General features: G+C 64.4%; 16 protein-coding genes and 1 tRNA gene. 12 read left to right on the top strand and 5 right to left on the bottom strand.

What is annotated here, in order from left to right; translation table 11 throughout:
- Positions 1 to 5: 5 nt before the first annotated feature.
- The 3 genes from ACZ9H4_RS31020 to ACZ9H4_RS31010 form a co-directional block, all read right to left on the bottom strand.
- Positions 6 to 326, bottom strand: a complete 321-nt coding sequence (locus ACZ9H4_RS31020) for an Mpo1-like protein (RefSeq protein ID WP_121315215.1) — start codon at positions 324 to 326, stop codon at positions 6 to 8.
- A gap of 221 nt (positions 327 to 547) precedes the next feature.
- Entirely contained in the window at positions 548 to 1381 is an 834-nt protein-coding gene (locus ACZ9H4_RS31015; protein ID WP_476122414.1) for an alpha/beta fold hydrolase, read from the bottom strand.
- Positions 1378 to 2781: an O-acetylhomoserine aminocarboxypropyltransferase gene (locus ACZ9H4_RS31010; protein ID WP_476122413.1), complete on the bottom strand. Its 1404-nt coding sequence runs from the start codon at positions 2779 to 2781 to the stop codon at positions 1378 to 1380. Before ACZ9H4_RS31010 ends, ACZ9H4_RS31015 begins: the two co-directional genes overlap by 4 nt.
- A gap of 238 nt (positions 2782 to 3019) precedes the next feature.
- Between ACZ9H4_RS31010 and ACZ9H4_RS31005 the strand changes: the two genes are divergently transcribed.
- The 4 genes from ACZ9H4_RS31005 (at position 3020) to ACZ9H4_RS30990 (ending at position 8547) form a co-directional block, all read left to right on the top strand.
- Entirely contained in the window at positions 3020 to 3481 is a 462-nt protein-coding gene (locus ACZ9H4_RS31005) for a CBS domain-containing protein (RefSeq protein ID WP_408153787.1), read from the top strand.
- A gap of 249 nt (positions 3482 to 3730) precedes the next feature.
- Positions 3731 to 5668 carry an MFS transporter gene (locus ACZ9H4_RS31000; RefSeq protein WP_476122412.1) on the top strand — a complete coding sequence of 646 codons (1938 nt, stop codon included), beginning with the start codon at positions 3731 to 3733 and terminating at the stop codon, positions 5666 to 5668.
- A 245-nt stretch (positions 5669 to 5913) separates the two neighbouring features.
- Positions 5914 to 7014, top strand: coding sequence for a chorismate synthase (gene aroC / locus ACZ9H4_RS30995; RefSeq protein ID WP_102631336.1), 1101 nt, complete (start codon positions 5914 to 5916; stop codon positions 7012 to 7014).
- 51 nt (positions 7015 to 7065) lie between these two features.
- A complete protein-coding gene (locus ACZ9H4_RS30990; RefSeq protein ID WP_476122411.1) occupies positions 7066 to 8547 on the top strand; it encodes a tetratricopeptide repeat protein in 1482 nt (493 codons plus the stop codon).
- Between the two features lie 65 nt (positions 8548 to 8612).
- Here ACZ9H4_RS30990 and ACZ9H4_RS30985 read toward each other — a convergent pair whose 3' ends face one another.
- Positions 8613 to 10286: an electron transfer flavoprotein-ubiquinone oxidoreductase gene (locus ACZ9H4_RS30985; protein ID WP_476122410.1), complete on the bottom strand. Its 1674-nt coding sequence runs from the start codon at positions 10284 to 10286 to the stop codon at positions 8613 to 8615.
- 188 nt (positions 10287 to 10474) lie between these two features.
- Here ACZ9H4_RS30985 and ACZ9H4_RS30980 point away from each other — a divergent pair, with 188 nt between their 5' ends.
- Both ACZ9H4_RS30980 and ACZ9H4_RS30975 read left to right on the top strand, forming a co-directional pair.
- A complete protein-coding gene (locus tag ACZ9H4_RS30980) occupies positions 10475 to 11251 on the top strand; it encodes an SDR family oxidoreductase (RefSeq protein WP_121315208.1) in 777 nt (258 codons plus the stop codon).
- A gap of 169 nt (positions 11252 to 11420) precedes the next feature.
- Positions 11421 to 11852 (top strand): acyl-CoA thioesterase, encoded by a 432-nt coding sequence (locus tag ACZ9H4_RS30975; protein WP_408326314.1) that lies wholly within the window; start codon positions 11421 to 11423, stop codon positions 11850 to 11852.
- Between the two features lie 135 nt (positions 11853 to 11987).
- On the opposite strand, the gene ACZ9H4_RS30970 is transcribed toward ACZ9H4_RS30975, so the two are convergent.
- Complete coding sequence (locus ACZ9H4_RS30970) at positions 11988 to 12533, bottom strand: LuxR C-terminal-related transcriptional regulator (protein WP_408145270.1); 546 nt, start codon at positions 12531 to 12533, stop codon at positions 11988 to 11990.
- Positions 12534 to 12792: 259 nt separating this feature from the next.
- Here ACZ9H4_RS30970 and ACZ9H4_RS30965 point away from each other — a divergent pair, with 259 nt between their 5' ends.
- From ACZ9H4_RS30965 to ACZ9H4_RS30940, 6 genes are all read left to right on the top strand, one after another.
- Positions 12793 to 13497: a CoA transferase subunit A gene (locus tag ACZ9H4_RS30965; RefSeq protein WP_007181110.1), complete on the top strand. Its 705-nt coding sequence runs from the start codon at positions 12793 to 12795 to the stop codon at positions 13495 to 13497.
- Between the two features lie 2 nt (positions 13498 to 13499).
- Positions 13500 to 14141 (top strand): CoA transferase subunit B, encoded by a 642-nt coding sequence (locus ACZ9H4_RS30960; RefSeq protein WP_408145032.1) that lies wholly within the window; start codon positions 13500 to 13502, stop codon positions 14139 to 14141.
- A gap of 293 nt (positions 14142 to 14434) precedes the next feature.
- Positions 14435 to 15349, top strand: a complete 915-nt coding sequence (locus tag ACZ9H4_RS30955) for an alpha/beta fold hydrolase (protein ID WP_476122409.1) — start codon at positions 14435 to 14437, stop codon at positions 15347 to 15349.
- Between the two features lie 81 nt (positions 15350 to 15430).
- Entirely contained in the window at positions 15431 to 15784 is a 354-nt protein-coding gene (locus tag ACZ9H4_RS30950) for a RidA family protein (protein WP_408145036.1), read from the top strand.
- Between the two features lie 63 nt (positions 15785 to 15847).
- On the top strand, positions 15848 to 18091 hold the full coding sequence (locus ACZ9H4_RS30945; protein ID WP_408145038.1) for a RelA/SpoT family protein: 2244 nt from the start codon (positions 15848 to 15850) through the stop codon (positions 18089 to 18091).
- A 153-nt stretch (positions 18092 to 18244) separates the two neighbouring features.
- Positions 18245 to 18321 (top strand) — tRNA-Val (locus ACZ9H4_RS30940).
- The last annotated feature ends 170 nt before the right edge of the window (positions 18322 to 18491 follow it).

Here is an 18491-nt window from a genome sequence, read left to right as displayed (position 1 = left end):
CCCAGCTAAAGCGAAATCCTGCCGACGCAAATGTCCTTGAACATCACCCAGTCGCCCATCAGGCTATAGAGCGGATGGCGGAAGGTCGCCGGCCGGTTCTTCTCGAAGAAAAAATGCCCGACCCAGGCAAACCCGTAGCCGCAAATTACGGCTGCCGGCAGCCATAGCCAGTCGCCGGTGGCGAGCGCCATCGCCAGACAGCCGATCACGCCGAGCGATCCCACGAAATGCAGCCGCCGCGAGACCATATTGCGATGCTCGCTCAGATAGTACGGATAGAACTCCGCGAAACTCGCGAAGTGATCGGTATGCGCGGTGTGAGCCATGATGGCCTCCGATGTGGACGCTTGCCGCCGTCATGCCCGTCGCTCCGGGTGGTTTCGCCGCGTGCCGCCATGCTTCGCACGCGTTCGCAACGCGACAGGCTTGAACCATTGTGCGGCTATCGGGCCCCGCGCGCAACCTGGCCATTCGGACGATGGCGCGGCTGTTCCAGCACGCGTATCGTGCTAACTCACTTGCCGGTTTACGCGACGCCTCACGGCCGCTAGCGGACTTCGCGAGGCGGCCTGGAAGCGAAGCTGAACAGCGCATCGAGCGTGGTGTCGGGCTGTTCGGTCATCAACGCGTGGCCCGCGTCGAGCGTGACGGTGTCGACCGGCACGCCCGCTTGTGCAAGCGCGTCGGCGAGCGCTTTGGCGGCGCGCGGCGGCGTCATCGCATCGCGCCGGCCGACGATCAGGCGCGTCGCGCAGCGCACCTGGGCGGCGCGGGCGAGACCGTCCGCGTAGTCGTTGCACGCGGTGAAGTCGGTATGGAAAAGGTGCGGTTCGCCGCGCGCCGAAACGCGCTCCATCAGGCGCTGATTCATGCCGTGCAGCCAGAAGCCCGGGCCGGGGCAGGAGGGCTTGGCTGCGAGCGTCGAATGCGACCATTGGTTGACCATGCCGATCGCGTCAGGCTCCCGATGCAGCGCGGCGTCGAGCAATGCGCCGGAGACGGCCATCGGCATCGCGGTGGCGAGCAGCGCGAGATGCGTCGCGCGTTGCGGATAGCGGCCGGCAAAGTCGAGCGCGATCAGCGAGCCCATGCTGTGGCCGGCCACGAATGCGCGCTGCACACCGGCGGCGTCGAGCAGTGCGGCGAGCCAGTCGGCCAGCGCGCTCACGCTGGTGAGCGCGGGGCCGCTGCTGCGGCAGTGGCCGGGCAGATCCACCGCCAGCACGCCGAAGCCGTGGTGCGCGAAGTAGCGGCTTTGCAATGCCCATACGCTGTGGTCGTGCTCGGCGCCGTGGATGAACACCGCGGTAGGCAGGCCAGCGTCGAATGGTTTGCCACCGGTGTACGCGTAAGCGGGTTGGCCTTGAACGGTAACGATCATGCGGACTCCGGGGGGGTTGCGGCGGTGTCGGAGGGGGCTGGCGAGCGGGTTTTTGCGGTTGCGGTGTCTGCGGCGGATGCAGTCGCCGCGCCGCTTCGGGCCACCGCAGCGCCGCCCGATTTCTGCGCGGCCTTCAACGCGCGCTTGAGGTCGTCGATCAGATCGTCGGGATCTTCGAGGCCGATCGACAGGCGGATCGTGCCTTCGGCGATACCGGCGGCGGCAAGCGCGGCGGCATCCATGCGAAAGTGGGTGGTCGATGCGGGATGAATCACCAGCGAGCGCGCGTCGCCGACATTCGCGAGATGCGAGAACAGCGACAGCGCTTCGATGAAACTGCGCCCGGCCGCGCGGTCGCCACGCAGATTGAAGCTGAACACGGCGCCCGCGCCGCGCGGCAGCAGGCGCTGCGCGAGCGCATGGTCGGGATGCGACGGCAGCTCCGGATAAGCGACCGTTTCGACCGCGTCGTGAGCGGCAAGGAACTCGACCACGCGGCGCGTATTGGCGACGTGCCGTTCCATACGCAAAGGCAATGTCTCGATGCCTTGCAGCAGTTGCCACGCGGCTTGCGGATGCAGGCACGCGCCGAAGTCGCGCAGACCTTCGCGGCGCGCGCGCAGCAGGAACGGAGCGATCGTGCTTTCCTCGCTGAACACCATGCCGTGGAAACCTTCGTACGGCTCGGTGAATTCGGGAAAGCGCCCCGACGCGTCGAAGTCGAACGTGCCGCCGTCCACCAGCACGCCGCCGATCGTCGTGCCGTGGCCGCCAAGGAATTTGGTGGCCGAGTGATAGACGAAGTCCGCGCCGTGCTCGAACGGTTTGAGCAGATACGGCGTCGTGAAGGTCGAGTCGACCAGCAGCGGCACGCGGTGCTCGTGCGCGATCTGCGCGACGGCGGCGATGTCGAGCACGTCGAGCCCGGGGTTGCCGAGCGTCTCGCCGAACAGCAGCCGCGTATTCGGGCGCAGCGCGGCGCGCCACGCGTCGAGCTCGCCTGGTTTGACGAAGGTCGTCTCGATGCCGAAGCGCCGCAGCGTGTAGTGCAGCAGGTTGTGCGAGCCGCCGTACAGCGCGCTGGAGGCGACGATGTGCGAGCCCGCGCCCATCAGCGTGACGATCGCCAGATGCAGGGCCGCCTGGCCGCTCGCCGTGCCGATCGCGCCCGCGCCGTTTTCCAGCGCGGCCACGCGCTCCTCGAACACGGCCACCGTCGGGTTGGAGATGCGCGAATAGACGTGGCCGGCGCGCTCCATGTTGAAGAGCGCCGCGGCGTGGTCCGAGTCGCGGAACGAAAAGGAGGTAGTCTGGTAAATCGGCGTGGCGCGCGCACCGGTAGCGGGATCGGGGGCGGCGCCGGCATGCAGCGCAAGCGTGTCGAAACGGTTGGCGGACATCGTGGGCGGCGGGGCCACGAGCGGCCTCGCGAAAGGGGAAAGTGGCGGCCATCCTATCACCGGCATGATCCGCATCAAGCGCGGTTTTCCCGATGCGCGCGCCCGGCGCGGTACGAATTCGAGATGGCGAACGCCCGCTGATCCTTGGTGGGCGGGCCGCTTTCCTTTTATGGGCCTTTCCGCTAGGATCGAAAATCATTCATGCATTGCCAGCTAGCGGGTATCACGGAGACAGATCATGCGAGTCAGCGACATTCTCAAAGTCAAAGGCAACACCCTTTTCACGGTCACACCGGATACCATGCTGCACGACGCGGTCAATGCGATGGCCGACCACGATATCGGCTCGCTGGTCGTGATGGAATATGGCGATCTCGTCGGCATGCTGACGTTTCGCGAAATCATTCTGACGCTGAGCAAGAACGGCGGCAGCGTCGGCACCTCCACGATCCGCAAGGTGATGGACGACCATCCGCTCACCTGCACGCCCGAGACCGACGTCAATGAGGTCCGCCGCATGATGCTCGAACATCACGTGCGCTACTTGCCGGTGATGGAAAGCCGTACGCTGATGGGCGTCATTTCGTTTTACGACGTGGCGAAGGCGGTGGTCGAAGAGCAGGGCTTCGAAAACCGCATGCTCAAGGCGTATATCCGCGACTGGCCGGAAGAACAGCAGGAACAGCAACCGGCGCGTTGATGCGCTGTGACTGACCGTCGCGCTCCAGCATTGTCATGAGCGCGAAGAGGCGGGCAAGGCGCGCGCGAAAGCGTGCGCCTTTTTTGTGTCCGGCCGCGTCGTGGGCGGCCCGCCAGAAGCGGGTGCCTGTGCGCCCGGTTGTACCGCAGTTCCGTTCCGTGTTTCGCGTGATGTGATGAGCCGCCTGCGCCCGGCGCCGTTCTCCGCGCTTTCTCCGTTGTTGCTCTTCTGGGCCGTTCTCCGAACTTCATGAGCGATCGTCCGTTACCTGCCGCCCGTCGCGCCTCCCGTGCGCATGACTCGCACGAATCCCAGTTCCGGCTGCTCAGGCAGCGCCGCTTCGCGCCGTTCTTCTGGACGCAGTTCCTCGGCGCAATGAACGACAACGTGTTCAAGATCGGTTTCACGTCGCTCGTCACCTATCAGGCAGCGCGCTTTTCCGGCGTCGATCCGGCCACTGCGGCGTTTCTGATCGCGGCCATTTTCATTCTGCCGTTCGTGCTGTTCTCGGCCACTTCCGGGCAGATCGCCGACAAGTACGACAAGGCCATGCTCACGCGCTTCGTCAAGAGCTTCGAAATCGTCGTGATGCTGATCGGCGGCGCGGGGTTCTGGCTGCATAGCGCGCCATTGCTGTACCTGTGCACGTTTCTGATGGGCGTCCATTCGACCGTGTTCGGGCCCGTCAAGTACTCGTATCTGCCGCAGCATCTGTCGAAGACGGAGCTGGTCGGCGGCAACGGCATGGTCGAGATGGGCACCTTCGTCGCGATCCTGCTCGGCACGATCGTCGGCGGCGCGGGCGCCGGGCTCGCCGAACATGGCGCGCTGGTGCTGGCCGCCGCGTGCATCGCGATCGCGCTCGCGGGGCGCATCGTGTCGGGCTTCGTGCCGGCCACGGCCGCGCCGCAACCCGAGCTGCGCATCAACTGGAATCCGTTTAGCGAGACGTGGCGCAACCTCAAGCTGGCGCGCGAAAACCGCACCGTGTTCCTGAGCCTGCTGGGCATTTCCTGGCTGTGGTTCGTCGGCGCGACGTTTCTGTCGTCGTTCTTCAGTTTCGCGAAGAATGTGCTCTCCGCCAATCCGGACGTCGTGACCGTGCTTCTCGGCACGTTTTCGATCGGCATCGGCATCGGCTCGCTGCTGTGCGAAAAACTGTCGAAACGGCGCATTGAAATCGGTCTCGTACCGCTCGGCTCGATCGGCATGAGCGTGTTCGCGATCGATCTGTTTTTCGCGAGCCACGCGCTGCCGCCCGTCGGGCACCTGCTGAGCGTCGGCGAGTTCCTCGGGCGGCTCGCGCATTGGCGCGTGCTGGCCGATCTGTTCCTGCTCGCGATGTTCGGCGGCTTCTACAGCGTGCCGCTCTATGCGCTGATCCAGAGCCGCAGCCAGCCGAGCCACCGGGCGCGCATCATCGCCGCGAACAACATCCTGAACTCGCTGTTCATGATCGTGTCGGCGTTGATGGCGATGGGCCTGACCTCGGCCAGTTTCAGCATTCCGGCGATCTTCCTCGTCACCGCGCTGCTGAACATCGTCGTCGCGACCTACATCTATTCGCTGGTGCCGGAGTTCCTGTTGCGCTTCATCGCGTGGATGCTGGTGCATACGTTCTACCGGATTCGCCTCGTGCATGCCGAGCGGATTCCGGACGAGGGCGCGGCGGTGCTGGTGTGCAACCACGTGAGCTTCGTGGATGCGATCGTCATCATGGCCGAGAGTCCGCGGCCGATCCGCTTCGTGATGGATCATCAAATCTTCAGGTCGCCGTTCGCGGGCTGGGTGTTTCGTCATGCGAAAGCGATTCCGATCGCGCCGGCGCATCAGGACCCGGAACTGCTCCCGCGCGCCTACGAACGTTGCGCGCAGGCGCTCGCCGAGGGCGAACTGGTTTGCATCTTTCCGGAAGGCAAGCTCACACGAACCGGCGAGATGAATCCGTTTCGCCATGGCGTGATGGAGATCATCAGGCGCACGCCTGCGCCGGTCATACCGATGGCGCTGCGCGGCCTGTGGGGTAGCGTGTTTTCTCGCGGCAACGACACGCACTGGCCACGCCCGATCCGCAAGGGCGTGATGAGCCGGTTGAGCCTCGCGGTGGGCGAGCCGATCGATCCGGCGCAGGCGACGCCGGAGAAATTGCAGCAGATCGTCACGGAGTTGCGCGGGGCGCGGAAGTAGCGGGCCGGGATGGTGGCCGGCGCTGCAGCCAAAACCGCCTCCGCCGCCGTTCTGACGACACACCCTACAGTCAAAACGAAAATCCCCACTCACGGCGGCGCGTTTGCCGACGCCCCCGCGCGAATCGTCGCAAGCTTGCGGCTGAGTTGGCCTTGGCCAATCGTCCACTCATGCCGCGCAACCCGTTCCCCCTGCGATGGGGCTGGCATAATAGCGCTTTCCCCGCATTTCTTTGGACGACGCCCATGTCCGGCAACACGCTCGGTACGCTTTTCACTGTCACGACCTTCGGCGAATCGCACGGCCCCGCTATCGGCTGCGTGATCGATGGCTGCCCCCCGGGCATGGCGCTCAACGAAGCCGACATCCAGCTCGAACTCGACCGCCGCAAGCCCGGTACGTCGCGCCACGTCACGCAGCGCCAGGAAGAAGACAAGGTCGAGATCCTGTCGGGCGTGTTCGAAGGGCAGACCACCGGCGCGCCGATCGCGCTGCTGATCCGCAATACCGATCAGCGCAGCAAGGACTACGGCAACATCGCCGACACGTTCCGCCCCGGTCACGCCGACTACACCTACTGGCAGAAGTACGGCATTCGCGACTATCGCGGCGGCGGCCGTTCGTCGGCGCGCCTGACGGCGCCCACAGTGGCGGCGGGCGCGGTCGCGAAGAAGTGGCTGCGCGAGAAATTCGGTACCGAGATTCGTGGTTATATGGCAGCGCTCGGCGAGATCGACGTGCCGTTCGTCGACTGGGCGCAGGTGCGCGAGAACCCGTTCTTCGTGCCGAACGCCGACATCGTGCCGCAGCTCGAAGCGTACATGGACGCGCTGCGCAAGGACGGCGATTCGATCGGCGCGCGCATCAACGTCGTGGCCTCCGGCGTGCCGGTCGGGCTCGGCGAACCGCTGTTCGACCGCCTCGACGCCGACATCGCGCACGCGATGATGGGCATCAACGCGGTGAAGGGCGTCGAGATCGGCGCGGGCTTCGCGAGCGTCGCGCAACGCGGTTCGGTGCATGGCGACGAGTTGACGCCCGAGGGCTTCGTCGGCAATCACGCGGGCGGTGTGCTCGGCGGTATTTCGACCGGGCAGGACATCACGGTGTCGATCGCGATCAAGCCGACCTCGAGCATTCGCACGCCGCGCCGTTCGATCGACAAGGCGGGCCAGCCGGCAGTCGTCGAAACGTTCGGGCGGCATGACCCGTGTGTCGGCATTCGCGCCACGCCGATCGCCGAATCGATGCTCGCGCTGGTGCTGATCGACCACGCGTTGCGCCATCGCGCGCAGTGCGGCGACGTGTCCGTCAGCACGCCGAAGATCGCGGCGAGCGCGCCTTAACCGGCGCGCGTCGAACGTCTTTTGACCCGCTGAGCGCGCGGCGCTATCCCCATGGCCGATTCAAACGCCGGGCTGGCGGATAGCCAGCTCGCCGCGCTGCGCGCGCGTGCCGCCGCGCCGGATGCGTCCGCCGGCGACTGCTTCGCGTTCGGCCAACTGCTGCTGCAGCACACCGGCCGCGACAAGGCCCGCCGGCACGAGGCGCTCGCCGCTCTGGTGCGCGCCTACCGGCTCGATCCTTCGAGCGAACCCACTTTGCTTCCCATGATTGCGCAGATGGCCTTTATCGTGCGCGACTGGGCACTGCTAGACTCGGCGGCCGGACTGCTTCTCTCGCACCATCCCGAAGACGCCAACGCGCTGATGTGGCGTGCGGCCGTCATGCAGCAGCGCGATGACTTCGCCACCGCCGAACGCTTGCTGCGCGAAGCGCTGCGCGTCGTGCCCGCCAATCCGGTGGCGCTTCACAAGCTCGCGCTGTGCATCAAGGAGCAGGCGCGTTTCGCCGAAGCCGAGGCATTGCTCAGGCAAGTGCTGGCGCTGTCGCCGAACAACGCGCATGCGTTGTTCGATCTGTCTGAACTCGAAATCCGCTCAGACCGTTTCGCCGATGGTTGGGCGCATTACGAGTCGCGCATCGCGTTCGCCGATGGCATGAACAACGCGCAGCATGCGCTCGCAGCGATCAGCGCGTATTGGCAGGGTGAATCGCTGGCCGGTAAGACGCTGGTGGTCTACGGCGAGCAGGGCAATGGCGACTGCCTGTGGGCGGTACGCTTTCTGCCGCTGCTGGCCGAGCGGGCGCGGTGCGAAGGCGGACGGGTGGTCTTCGGTCATGATGGGCCGCTGCGTCATCTGTTCGAGCGGACACTGCCCGCCGGTCTGCCGCTCGAAACGAGTCTCGACACCCGGCCTGATTTCCACTGCGGCCTGATGAGCTTGCCGCTGCGCCTCGGCATCGTCGATGCAGCGGGGTGGGGCGCGCCGTACCTGAGCGCCGATCCGGCGCATGTGCGGACATGGCGCGAGCGGGTCGACGCGCAACTTGCGGCCACGCGAGGCAATCTCAAAGTCGGGGTGGTGTGGAACGGCAATCCCGAACATATCCGCGACATGCGGCGCTCGGTGCCCGTCGAGCGACTTGAACCGCTATTGAACGTGGCGGACGTGAGTTATTTTGCGTTGTCGCCGGGGCGGGGCGAAACGGCTGCGCAGTGGCGAGCCAGGGGTCTCGACGTGATCGACATGACCGGTCACTTTCAGTCCGGCTTCGACGACGTCGCCGCGTTGCTGGCGAATCTGGATCTGGTCGTGACGATCGACAGCGGGCCCGCGCATCTGGCAGGGGCGCTCGGCGTGCCGACCTGTTTGATGATCGATCACGTCTCCGCGTGGTTCTGGGGCGATGCATCGCCGCATACGGCCTGGTACGATTCGATCGAGCTGGTTCGACAGCCGCGCGTCGGCGACTGGGCGCCGGTCGTGGCGAAGGTGCGGGAGAGGATTGAAGCGATGACGCGCGAGCGTCGTTGAAACTTCCGCCTTCGCGCGGCGCCAGCGAAGATGCAGGCGCCACGCGAAGACAAGCAAAGCCGCGCTTACATATTCGGATAGTTCGGCCCGCCGCCACCTTCCGGCGTGACCCACACGATATTCTGCGTCGGGTCCTTGATGTCGCAGGTCTTGCAATGCACGCAGTTCTGCGCATTGATCACGAGCCGTTCGCTGCCGTCGTCGTTCTTGACGAACTCATACACCGCCGCGGGGCAATAGCGCGACTCAGGACCGGCATAGGTCTGCCAGTTCACGTTGACCGGCACCGACGGATCTTTCAGCGTCAAGTGAGCCGGCTGGTTCTCCTCGTGATTCGTGTTCGAGATGAACACCGAAGAGAGCCGGTCGAACGTCAGCTTGCCGTCCGGCTTCGGATACGTGATCGGCGTGCACTGCGAGGCCGGCTTGAGCATCTCGTGATCGGAATGCTGGTGATGCAGCGTCCACGGCACGTTGCCGCCCAGCAGCTTCTGCTCGATGCCGACCATCAGCGTGCCGAGATACAGGCCCTTGCTCATCCACTGTTTGAAATTGCGCGCGCGGTACAGCTCCGTATGCAGCCACGACGTCCTGAAGCTCTCCGGGTAGGCCGTGAGTTCGTCGCTGGTGCGTCCGGCCTGCACGGCGTCGAACGCGGCCTCGGCGGCGAGCATGCCGGTCTTGATCGCCGCATGCGAGCCCTTGATCCGCGATGCGTTCAGGAAACCCGCGTCGTCACCGACCAGCGCGCCACCGGGGAATACCAGCTTCGGCAGCGACATCAGGCCACCGGCGGTAATCGCACGCGCGCCATACGACACGCGCTTGCCGCCTTCCAGGATCGCGCGGATCGCAGGATGCGTCTTGTAGCGCTGGAATTCCTCGAACGGCGACAGATACGGGTTCGAATACCCAAGCCCCACCACGAAGCCGACCACCACCTGGTTGTTATCCATGTGATAGAGGAACGAGCCGCCGTACGTATCGTTCTGCAGCGGCCAGCCGGCCGTGTGCATCACGAGACCCGGCTTGTGCTTCGCCGGATCGATTTCCCACAGTTCCTTGATGCCGATGCCGTAGACCTGCGGATCGACGCCTTCGCGCAGTTTGAATTTCTCGTTCAGCTGACGGCCGAGATGGCCGCGCGCGCCTTCGCAGAACAGCGTGTACTTCGCGTGCAGTTCCATGCCGAGCTGGAAGTTCTCGGTCGGCTCGCCATCCTTGCCGATGCCGAGGTTGCCGGTGGCGACGCCTTTGACGGAGCCATCGTCGTTGTACAGGACTTCGGCCGCGGGAAAGCCCGGGAAGATTTCGACGCCGAGCGCTTCGGCCTGCTGACCGAGCCAGCGCGTGACGTTCGCGAGGCTGATCACGTAGTTGCCGTGATTCTTGAAGTTGTCCGGCAGCGCCCAGACCGGCACGCTCTTCGAGCCGGTTTCCGTGAGAAAGAGGAATCGGTCTTCGGTCACGTCCACGGTGAGCGGCGCGCCTTTTTCTTTCCAGTCCGGAATCAGTTCGGTGATCGCGCGCGGGTCCATCACCGCGCCCGACAGGATATGCGCCCCGATCTCCGAGCCTTTTTCCAGTACGCACACGCCCAGCTCGACGCCTTTTTCAGCCGCGAGCTGTTTCAGGCGGATCGCCGCGGACAGGCCAGCCGGGCCGCCGCCGACGATCACGACGTCGTATTCCATCGACTCGCGTGGGCCGTACTGCTCAATGAGACTTGCGGGGGTCATTGATGCTCCTCTTACCGTTAGAATGCTTTTTTCGGGTTCGTATTGTGGGCGATCGATCCCCGCACTGCAACCGGAGGAGCATAGATTAGCACGATCGTTCTATTTGTATGTTACGGTATCGACCCGCAGCGACGGTCCTACCGCACCTGTCAACCGTATCTGTCGTTACAACCGAACAAGGAACGTCAATGGGCCGTTCGATCAATCTGGAAGGCAAGGTCGCGCTGGTTACCGGTGCTTCGAGCGGGTTGGGGAAGCGCTTTGCTCAGGTGTTGTCGCAGGCGGGCGCCAAGGTCGTGCTGGCAAGCCGGCGCACCGAGCGGCTGAAGGAGCTGCGCGCGGAGATCGAGGCGTCGGGCGGTGCGGCACATGTCGTGTCGCTCGACGTGACTGATTATCAGAGCATCAAGGCGGCGGTGGCGCACGCGGAGACCGAGGCGGGCACGATCGATATTCTGGTCAACAACTCGGGCGTGTCGACCACGCAGAAGCTCACCGAGGTTACGCCGGCCGACTTCGAATATGTGTTCGACACGAATACGCGCGGCGCCTTCTTCGTCGCGCAGGAAGTCGCCAAGCGCATGATCATGCGCGGCAACAATGCGCAGAAGCCGTCATACCGGATCATCAATATCGCATCGATGGCGGGCCTGCGCGTGTTGCCGCAGATCGGCCTGTATTCGATGAGCAAGGCGGCCGTCGTTCATATGACGAAGGCGATGGCGCTGGAGTGGGGCAAGCACGGCATCAACGTCAACGCGATCTGCCCGGGTTATATCGACACCGAGATCAACCATCATCACTGGTCGACGGAGCAGGGGCAGAAGCTGGTGTCGATGCTGCCGCGCCATCGCGTCGGCAAGCCGGACGATCTGGACGGGCTGCTGCTGTTGCTGGCGGCTGACGAATCGCAGTTCATCAACGGCTCGATCATCGCCGCCGACGACGGCTTCGGGCTCGCGTGAGCGGGCCGGATTGACGCTGGTTCGCAGAAAGTGTTTTACGCGTGCGGGGCTTCCGTTGCAGGAGCGCCCGCGTTATCTTGCAGCGCATGGGCGGGCCGGCTACACGCCGGTCAGCCCATGTGTCGAGTGGGTTTCAATCCTGTCAGGCAGTAAGAAGAACGGAAGTACGATGAGCGATTTTCACGCAGTTTTTGAGATGTCGATGCCGATCCGTTGGGGCGACATGGACGCGTTCGGCCATGTGAACAACACGGTCTATTTCCGCTACATGGAGCAGGTGCGGATTTCCTGGTTCGAGCAACTGGGGTTCATCGGCGGTGATAGCAATGGGCAGGGGCCGGTGATCGTCAATGCGTCGATGGAGTTTCTCAAGCAACTGCACTATCCCGGCGACGTGATCGGCCGGATGTCGGTGGCAACCCCTGGGCGCAGCAGCTTCGACACCGGCTTCGAGCTGGTGCGTGCCGACGACCCGCACACCGTGTATGCGCGTGGCGCCGCGCGCTGCGTCTGGATCGATTACGCGGCGGGCAAGTCGGTGCCGGTGCCCGATCTGCTGCGCGCGACCATCGAGCGTGCCGCGCTGGTCAGGGCGGCTTGATGGGTGCAGTGGACTGAACGCTGCCGGACATGTCGTTCATCCTCCGGTGGAGTTCGTTAGCCGACCGGCCAGTGCCGCAGTTTCACCGCGCGAGTGCGAAGACGCGAATCAGTCGCACATTTTCACGCCCGTCCTTCAATTCCCAAGCAGCCGCTGCAACAGCTCGGTTGCATTCCCCGTATCGTATTTGCGCATCAGCCGCGCCCGGTAGACGTCCACCGTGCGCGGGCTGATCTCCAGCACCCGGCCGATCTGCTTGCTGGTCTTGCCCGTCACCAGTTGCGCGGCGATTTCGCGTTCGCGCGGCGTCAGTTCCACCGCCACGCGCCGCGTCGCGCTCAAATCCTCGAAGGTCCAGACGCCTGCCGCGTGCGGGTCGGCGCGCTGCAGCGCGCGGCCCGTCACGTGGCACCAGAACAATTCGCCGTTGGCGCGTTTCATGATGCGGTCGTCCGCATAGCTGCCCTGCGCGGTCATGATCGGCGGAATGCGTGCGCCGATCCGCTCGAATTCCGCCGCCGACGGATACAGCACCTGGAACGACTGGCCGAGCAGCGACTCGCGGCTGCAGCCGAAAATCGACGCGAGCTCGTCATTGCAGTCTTCGATAATTCGCTCGCGCGACAGCACGAGTCCGATCGGGGCGAGGTGGAATGCGGTTCGGTAATCCAGGGCGGGCATGGGTTGGCGGCAAATACTTATGTAGTTTTGCGTATTGTGCCGTATGGCATGCGCAGCGTACTCTTTCGAGCACATCACAACGCGGCCAGGCTGTCCGCGGCGGGCACCGTGCGAAGTCCAGGGTAACCTGGACGCACAGCTCGCTGGGGATGACTAGAATGACGTGTCGGGTTCGACCCGCAGAACGTCATACCGGCCGCAACGATCCGGAGGCCGGCTTTTCCGGCTGCGGATTTCCATAAGAGGAAGGGACATACTGATGAACAAGGTCTATCCAGGCGCCGCCGAGGCGCTGAAAGACATCGTCAAGGACGGGCAGACGTTCGCCGTCGGCGGTTTCGGGCTGTGCGGCATTCCGGAGGCATTGATCGGCGCGCTGCGCGATTCGAACGTGCAGGGCATCACCTGCATCAGCAACAACGCGGGCGTCGACGGGTTCGGCCTCGGCCTGCTGCTCGAAACGCGCCAGGTCAAGAAGATGATTTCGTCATACGTCGGCGAGAACAAGGAGTTCGAACGCCAGTATCTGGCCGGCGAACTCGAGCTTGAATTCACGCCGCAAGGCACGCTCGCCGAGAAGCTGCGCGCGGGCGGCTCGGGCATTCCGGCGTTTTTCACCAACACCGGCTACGGCACGCTGATCGCCGAGGGCAAGGAAACCCGCCAGTTCGGCGAGAACCATTACGTGCTCGAACATTCGCTGACCGCCGACGTCGCGCTCGTCAAGGCATGGAAGGCCGACAAGTCGGGCAATCTGATCTACCGCCGCACCGCGCGCAACTTCAATCCGATGTGCGCGATGGCCGGCAAGATCACCGTCGCGGAAGTGGAAGAGATCGTCGAAGTGGGCGAACTCGATCCGGACGCGATCCACACGCCTGGCATCTTCGTGCAGCGCATCGTGCTGAATGCGCATCCGGAAAAACGCATCGAACAACGCGTCGTCCGCGCGAAAGGAGACTGATCATGGCATGGACTCGTGACGAAATGGCCGCGCGCGCGGCGAAGGAATTGCAGGACGGTTTCTACGTGAACCTCGGCATCGGTCTGCCGACGCTGGTGGCGAACCACGTGCCGGCGGGCGTGGAAGTGTGGCTGCAGTCGGAAAACGGCCTGCTCGGCATCGGCCCGTCGCCGACCGAAGAGGAAGTCGATGCCGATCTGATCAACGCGGGCAAGCAGACGGTGACCACGTTGCCGGGCTCGTCGATTTTCTCGTCGGCGGATTCGTTCGCGATGATTCGCGGCGGCCACATCAATCTGGCGATTCTGGGCGCGATGCAGATCAGCAAGAAGGGCGATCTGGCCAACTGGATGATTCCGGGCAAGATGATCAAGGGCATGGGCGGCGCGATGGATCTGGTCGCCGGCGTCAAGCGCGTGGTGGTGCTGATGGAGCACGTCGCGAAGGGCGACCAGCACAAGATTCTCGACGAATGCACGTTGCCGCTGACCGGCGTGGGCGTCGTCAATGAGATCATCACCGACCTCGGCGTGATCGAGGTGACGGATGCCGGTCTGAAAGTGACCGAACTGGCGCCGGGCGTGAGCGTCGACGAAATCAAGGCGAAGACCGGCGCACCGCTCGACGTGAGCGCGGTGAGCTGAGGCCGATGCGGCTCGCCGGCCGGCCATCGGAGTTTTGAGCGGCGGGGCGGCAACCACACGGTTTCCCAAACGGGCGAGACGCGAGTCTCGCCCGTTCTGTTTTTGTGCCGCGCGTCGTGGGCCTGGGCAATGCGTGTGCCGAGCTTGTGCCGACTGCGCGTGCCGAGCCTGTCCTATGTCTTCCGGCCGATCCTTGCCGCGCGGCAAAGCGGTTTACAATCGTTTGAAGATTCAACGCCTGTCTGTCCCTGCTGTGCCCGAGCTAATCCGCAGCGCTTTCGCAAGGAACCCAGATGACCGCACCGACCTCCGCTTCCGCCGCCGGGCAGCCCGCGCCGCGCCAACGTTACGTGCAGTGCGCGAGCGCTGCGGGTTTGCACCGCGTCGCGTACACCGAATGGGGCGACCCGGACAATCCGCGCGTGCTGCTATGCGTGCATGGCCTGACGCGCTCCGGGCGCGACTTCGACCGCGTCGCGGCGCAATTCGCCGGAACCTATCGTGTGGTGTGTCCGGATGTGGTGGGGCGGGGCTTGTCGTCGTGGCTAGCGAACCCCAACTTATATGGCATTCCGCAATACGTCGCCGACATGGTCACGCTGATCGCGCGCCTGAACGTCGAAACGGTCGACTGGTTCGGCACGTCGATGGGTGGTTTGATCGGGCTTGGGCTGGCCGGTTTGCCGGAAACGCCAGTTCGCAAACTGCTGCTGAACGATGTCGGCCCGCATCTGGAGCCGGGCGCCGTGCAACGTATCGGCGACTACCTCGGCAAGCCTGCGCGCTTCGAGACGCTGCAACAGGGCATCGACCACGCCGCGTTGCTTGCGCAAACTTTCGGCCCGCTCACGCCGGACGAATGGCGTGAAATCAACACGCCGCTGCTGCGCGAACAGGACGGCGCGTGGCTGTTCCGTTATGACCCGCGCATCGCGCAGCCGTTTGCCGCGACCACCGAGGAAGCGACGAAACTCGGCGAGGCCGCACTCTGGCATTCGCTTGCGTCGTTCCAGGGGCCGGTGCTGGTAGTGCGGGGCGAGCATTCCGATCTGCTGTCGCGTGAAACCGTTACGAAGATGGTCGCGGCCGGACGTGCCGTGTCGAGCGCGGAGATCGCCGGCGTCGGGCATGCACCTGCCTTTCTCGCGGCCGATCAGATCGAACTCGCAAGACGGTTCTTTATCGGCCCGGCGCTCGACGCGTCATAATAGACGGTTTCGCGCGGCGTCTTCGATGGGCGCCATGCGGAGCGCATTCGGATCAACTTTCAACCCATCTCAGGATTTTTCATGGCAGTCATTCGTCATCACGTCGGCAAGCGCCTCTCGGAAACCGCCGTGCACAACGGCACCGTGTACCTCGCAGGCCAGATCGCCGAAGACACGGATCAGGACATCACGGGGCAGACGCGCGAAGTGCTCGGGCACATCGACCGCCTGCTGGGTGAAGTGAACAGCGACAAGTCGCATCTGCTGTCGGTGCAGATCTACATCTCGGACATGGTGCATTTCGCCGGCATGAACGCGGTGTGGGACGAGTGGGTCGCGCAAGGCGACACGCCGCCGCGCGCCACCGTCGAGGCCAAACTCGCCAACCCGAAGTGCCTCGTCGAAATCGTCGTGGTCGCGGCGCAGCGCAGCTAGGCCTCGCGCGGTCACCGTTGTTGAAATTCCCTTGATTCGTCTGGCCCGGCGGGCCGTCGCACCATGAATACCGAAATCGTTACGAGCACGCCTCAGCCCATTCCTTCTTTCGACGAAGCGATGGCGTTCGTGCGCGAGCATGCGGGCGAGGTGCGGCTGTCGTCGGGGGAATCGCTGGCGGATCACGCGGCGGGGACCGCGTCGATCATGCGCAAGCTCAATGTCGATCCGCCGGCGGTACTGGCGGCGGCGCTGTTTGCGTTGACGCCGCATCTGCAGGACCCGGAGCGCGTGATCACCGACAAATTCGGCGAAGAAGTCGCGCAACTGGTCGGCGACGTGCGCAAGCTGCTGCGCCTTGGCACGGTGAGCTTGCGCGCCGCGCAGCATGCGATACCCGAAGTCGGGCGCGATGCACAGGCCGCGCGCCGCGTGCAGGTCGAGGCGCTGCGCAAGATGCTGCTCGCGTTCGCGCAGGACATTCGCGTGGTGCTGATCCGTCTGGCGTCACGTTTGCAATCGCTGCGGTATTACGCGGCGGCGAAAGTCACGCCTTCACCGGACGTGGCACGCGAGACGCTCGACATCTATGCGCCGCTCGCCAACCGTCTGGGCATCTGGCAGCTGAAGTGGGAACTCGAGGACCTCGCGTTTCGTTTCGAAGAGCCGGATACATACAAGCGCATCGCGAAGCTGCTCGACGAGAAGCGCGTCGAGCGCGAGAGCTATGTCGCGCAGGCGATCGAACGCCTGCAGGAGGAGCTGGCCGCGGCGCAGATTCGCGCGGAAGTCAGCGGCCGGCCGAAACACATCTACAGCATCTGGCGCAAGATGCGCGGCAAGGAACTCGACTTCGCCGAACTCTACGACGTGCGCGCGTTTCGCGTGATCGTGCCGGACATCAAGGATTGCTACACCGTGCTCGGTATCGTGCACAACCTGTGGCAGCCGGTGCCGAAAGAATTCGACGACTACATCTCGCGGCCCAAACCGAACGGCTACAAATCGCTGCACACGGTGGTGATCGGCGATGACGGCCGTGCGTTCGAAGTGCAGATCCGTACGCAGGAAATGCATCAGTTCGCCGAGTACGGCGTGGCCGCGCACTGGCGCTACAAGGAGGCCGGCACGCGTGGTTATGGCGGGCAGTTCGCCGCCAACGAGAAGTACGACGAGAAGATTGCGTGGCTGCGGCAACTGCTTGCGTGGAAGGATGAAGTCACCGAGGGCGAGCACGGCGAGCAGCGTGCGGCGCAGCCGTGGGAGCAACTGCGCCAGGCCACGCTCGACGACGACCATATCTACGTGCTGACGCCGCAGGCGCGGGTGATTCCGCTGCCGCACGGCGCAACGCCCGTCGATTTCGCGTATCACCTGCATAGCGAGCTGGGGCATCGCTGCCGCGGCGCACGCGTCGACGGCGCGATGGTGCCGCTCAATACGCAGTTGCAGAACGGGCAGACGGTCGAGATCGTCGCGGTGAAGGAGGGCGGTCCCTCGCGCGACTGGCTCAACCCGCAACTCGGCTATCTGCACAGTCCGCGCGCGCGGCAGAAAGTGCGGGCGTGGTTCAACGCGGTCGAGCTGCAGGAGCACATCGCGAGCGGCCGTGCAATGGTCGAAAAGACCTTGCAGCGCGAGGGCAAGACGTCGGTCAATCTCGATCAGCTGGCCGCCAAGCTCGGCTTCAAAGCCACCGACGATCTGTTCTCCGTGGTCGGCAAGGAGGAGTTCAGTCTGCGGCTCGTCGAGCAGGCGCTGCACGACGCGCCGCCGCCGGAGCCCGTGGTCGAGGCGCCGGAGCAATTCGAGAAGCGCAGCAGCGGGGCGAGCGTCGCGCGCGGAGCGTCCACGGGGGTGCTGGTGGTCGGTGTCGATGCGTTGCTCACGCAGCTTGCGCGCTGCTGCCGGCCGGCACCGCCCGACGACATCTGCGGTTTCGTCACGCGTGGCAAGGGCATGTCGATTCACCGCAGCGATTGCCCGACGTTCCGGCGGATGGCCGAGCGCGCGCCGGAGCGTGTGTTGCAGACGGCGTGGTCGGCGGATGTGATGAGCGGCCGTGGCCAATCCGTATATCCTGTCGACCTCTCGATCGAAGCGACGGACCGGCAGGGTTTGCTGCGTGATATTTCCGAAGTGTTCGCGCGTGAAAAGATGAATGTGATCGGCGTGAAGACACAAACGCGCCGCAATGCCGCGTTCATGCAATTCACCGTCGAAGTGTCGAGCGCCTCGCAGATCCAGCGCGCGTGCACGCTGCTCGGCGAGGTGACGGGCGTGGTGCGCGCATCACGCAAGAACTGACGCGTGTGTAAGATGGCGCGCGTGGAAGCTTCTGCCGCGCATCTATCTGCCGTGCATTCGCAGGACGCACTTGCGCACATGGGTAGAAATTTAAAGCCGGTGCAGAAAAGTACTTGCCAAGCGGTGTGGGGCTCCATATAATCTCGTTTCTTCAGGCTCGTAGCTCAGCTGGTTAGAGCACCACCTTGACATGGTGGGGGTCGTTGGTTCGAGTCCAATCGAGCCTACCAACGAAAGAGAAATTCCGGTTTTGCCGGGGTTTCGCGAACTGCAGCAAGCGCTTGTGGCGCAAAAGGCGAATACGGTTATGACACCGCGAACGTTGACCGAAAGCACTTCGGAGCGACGCTAGTCGAGGACCACTTTCGCCAATGTAGTTTGCAGGAAATGTGAATGCGGC

The organism is Paraburkholderia sp. TE9906, from assembly GCF_056279605.1.
The sequence above is the reverse complement of the archived record's forward strand: the minus strand, read 5'-3'. Positions and strand labels throughout refer to the sequence as shown.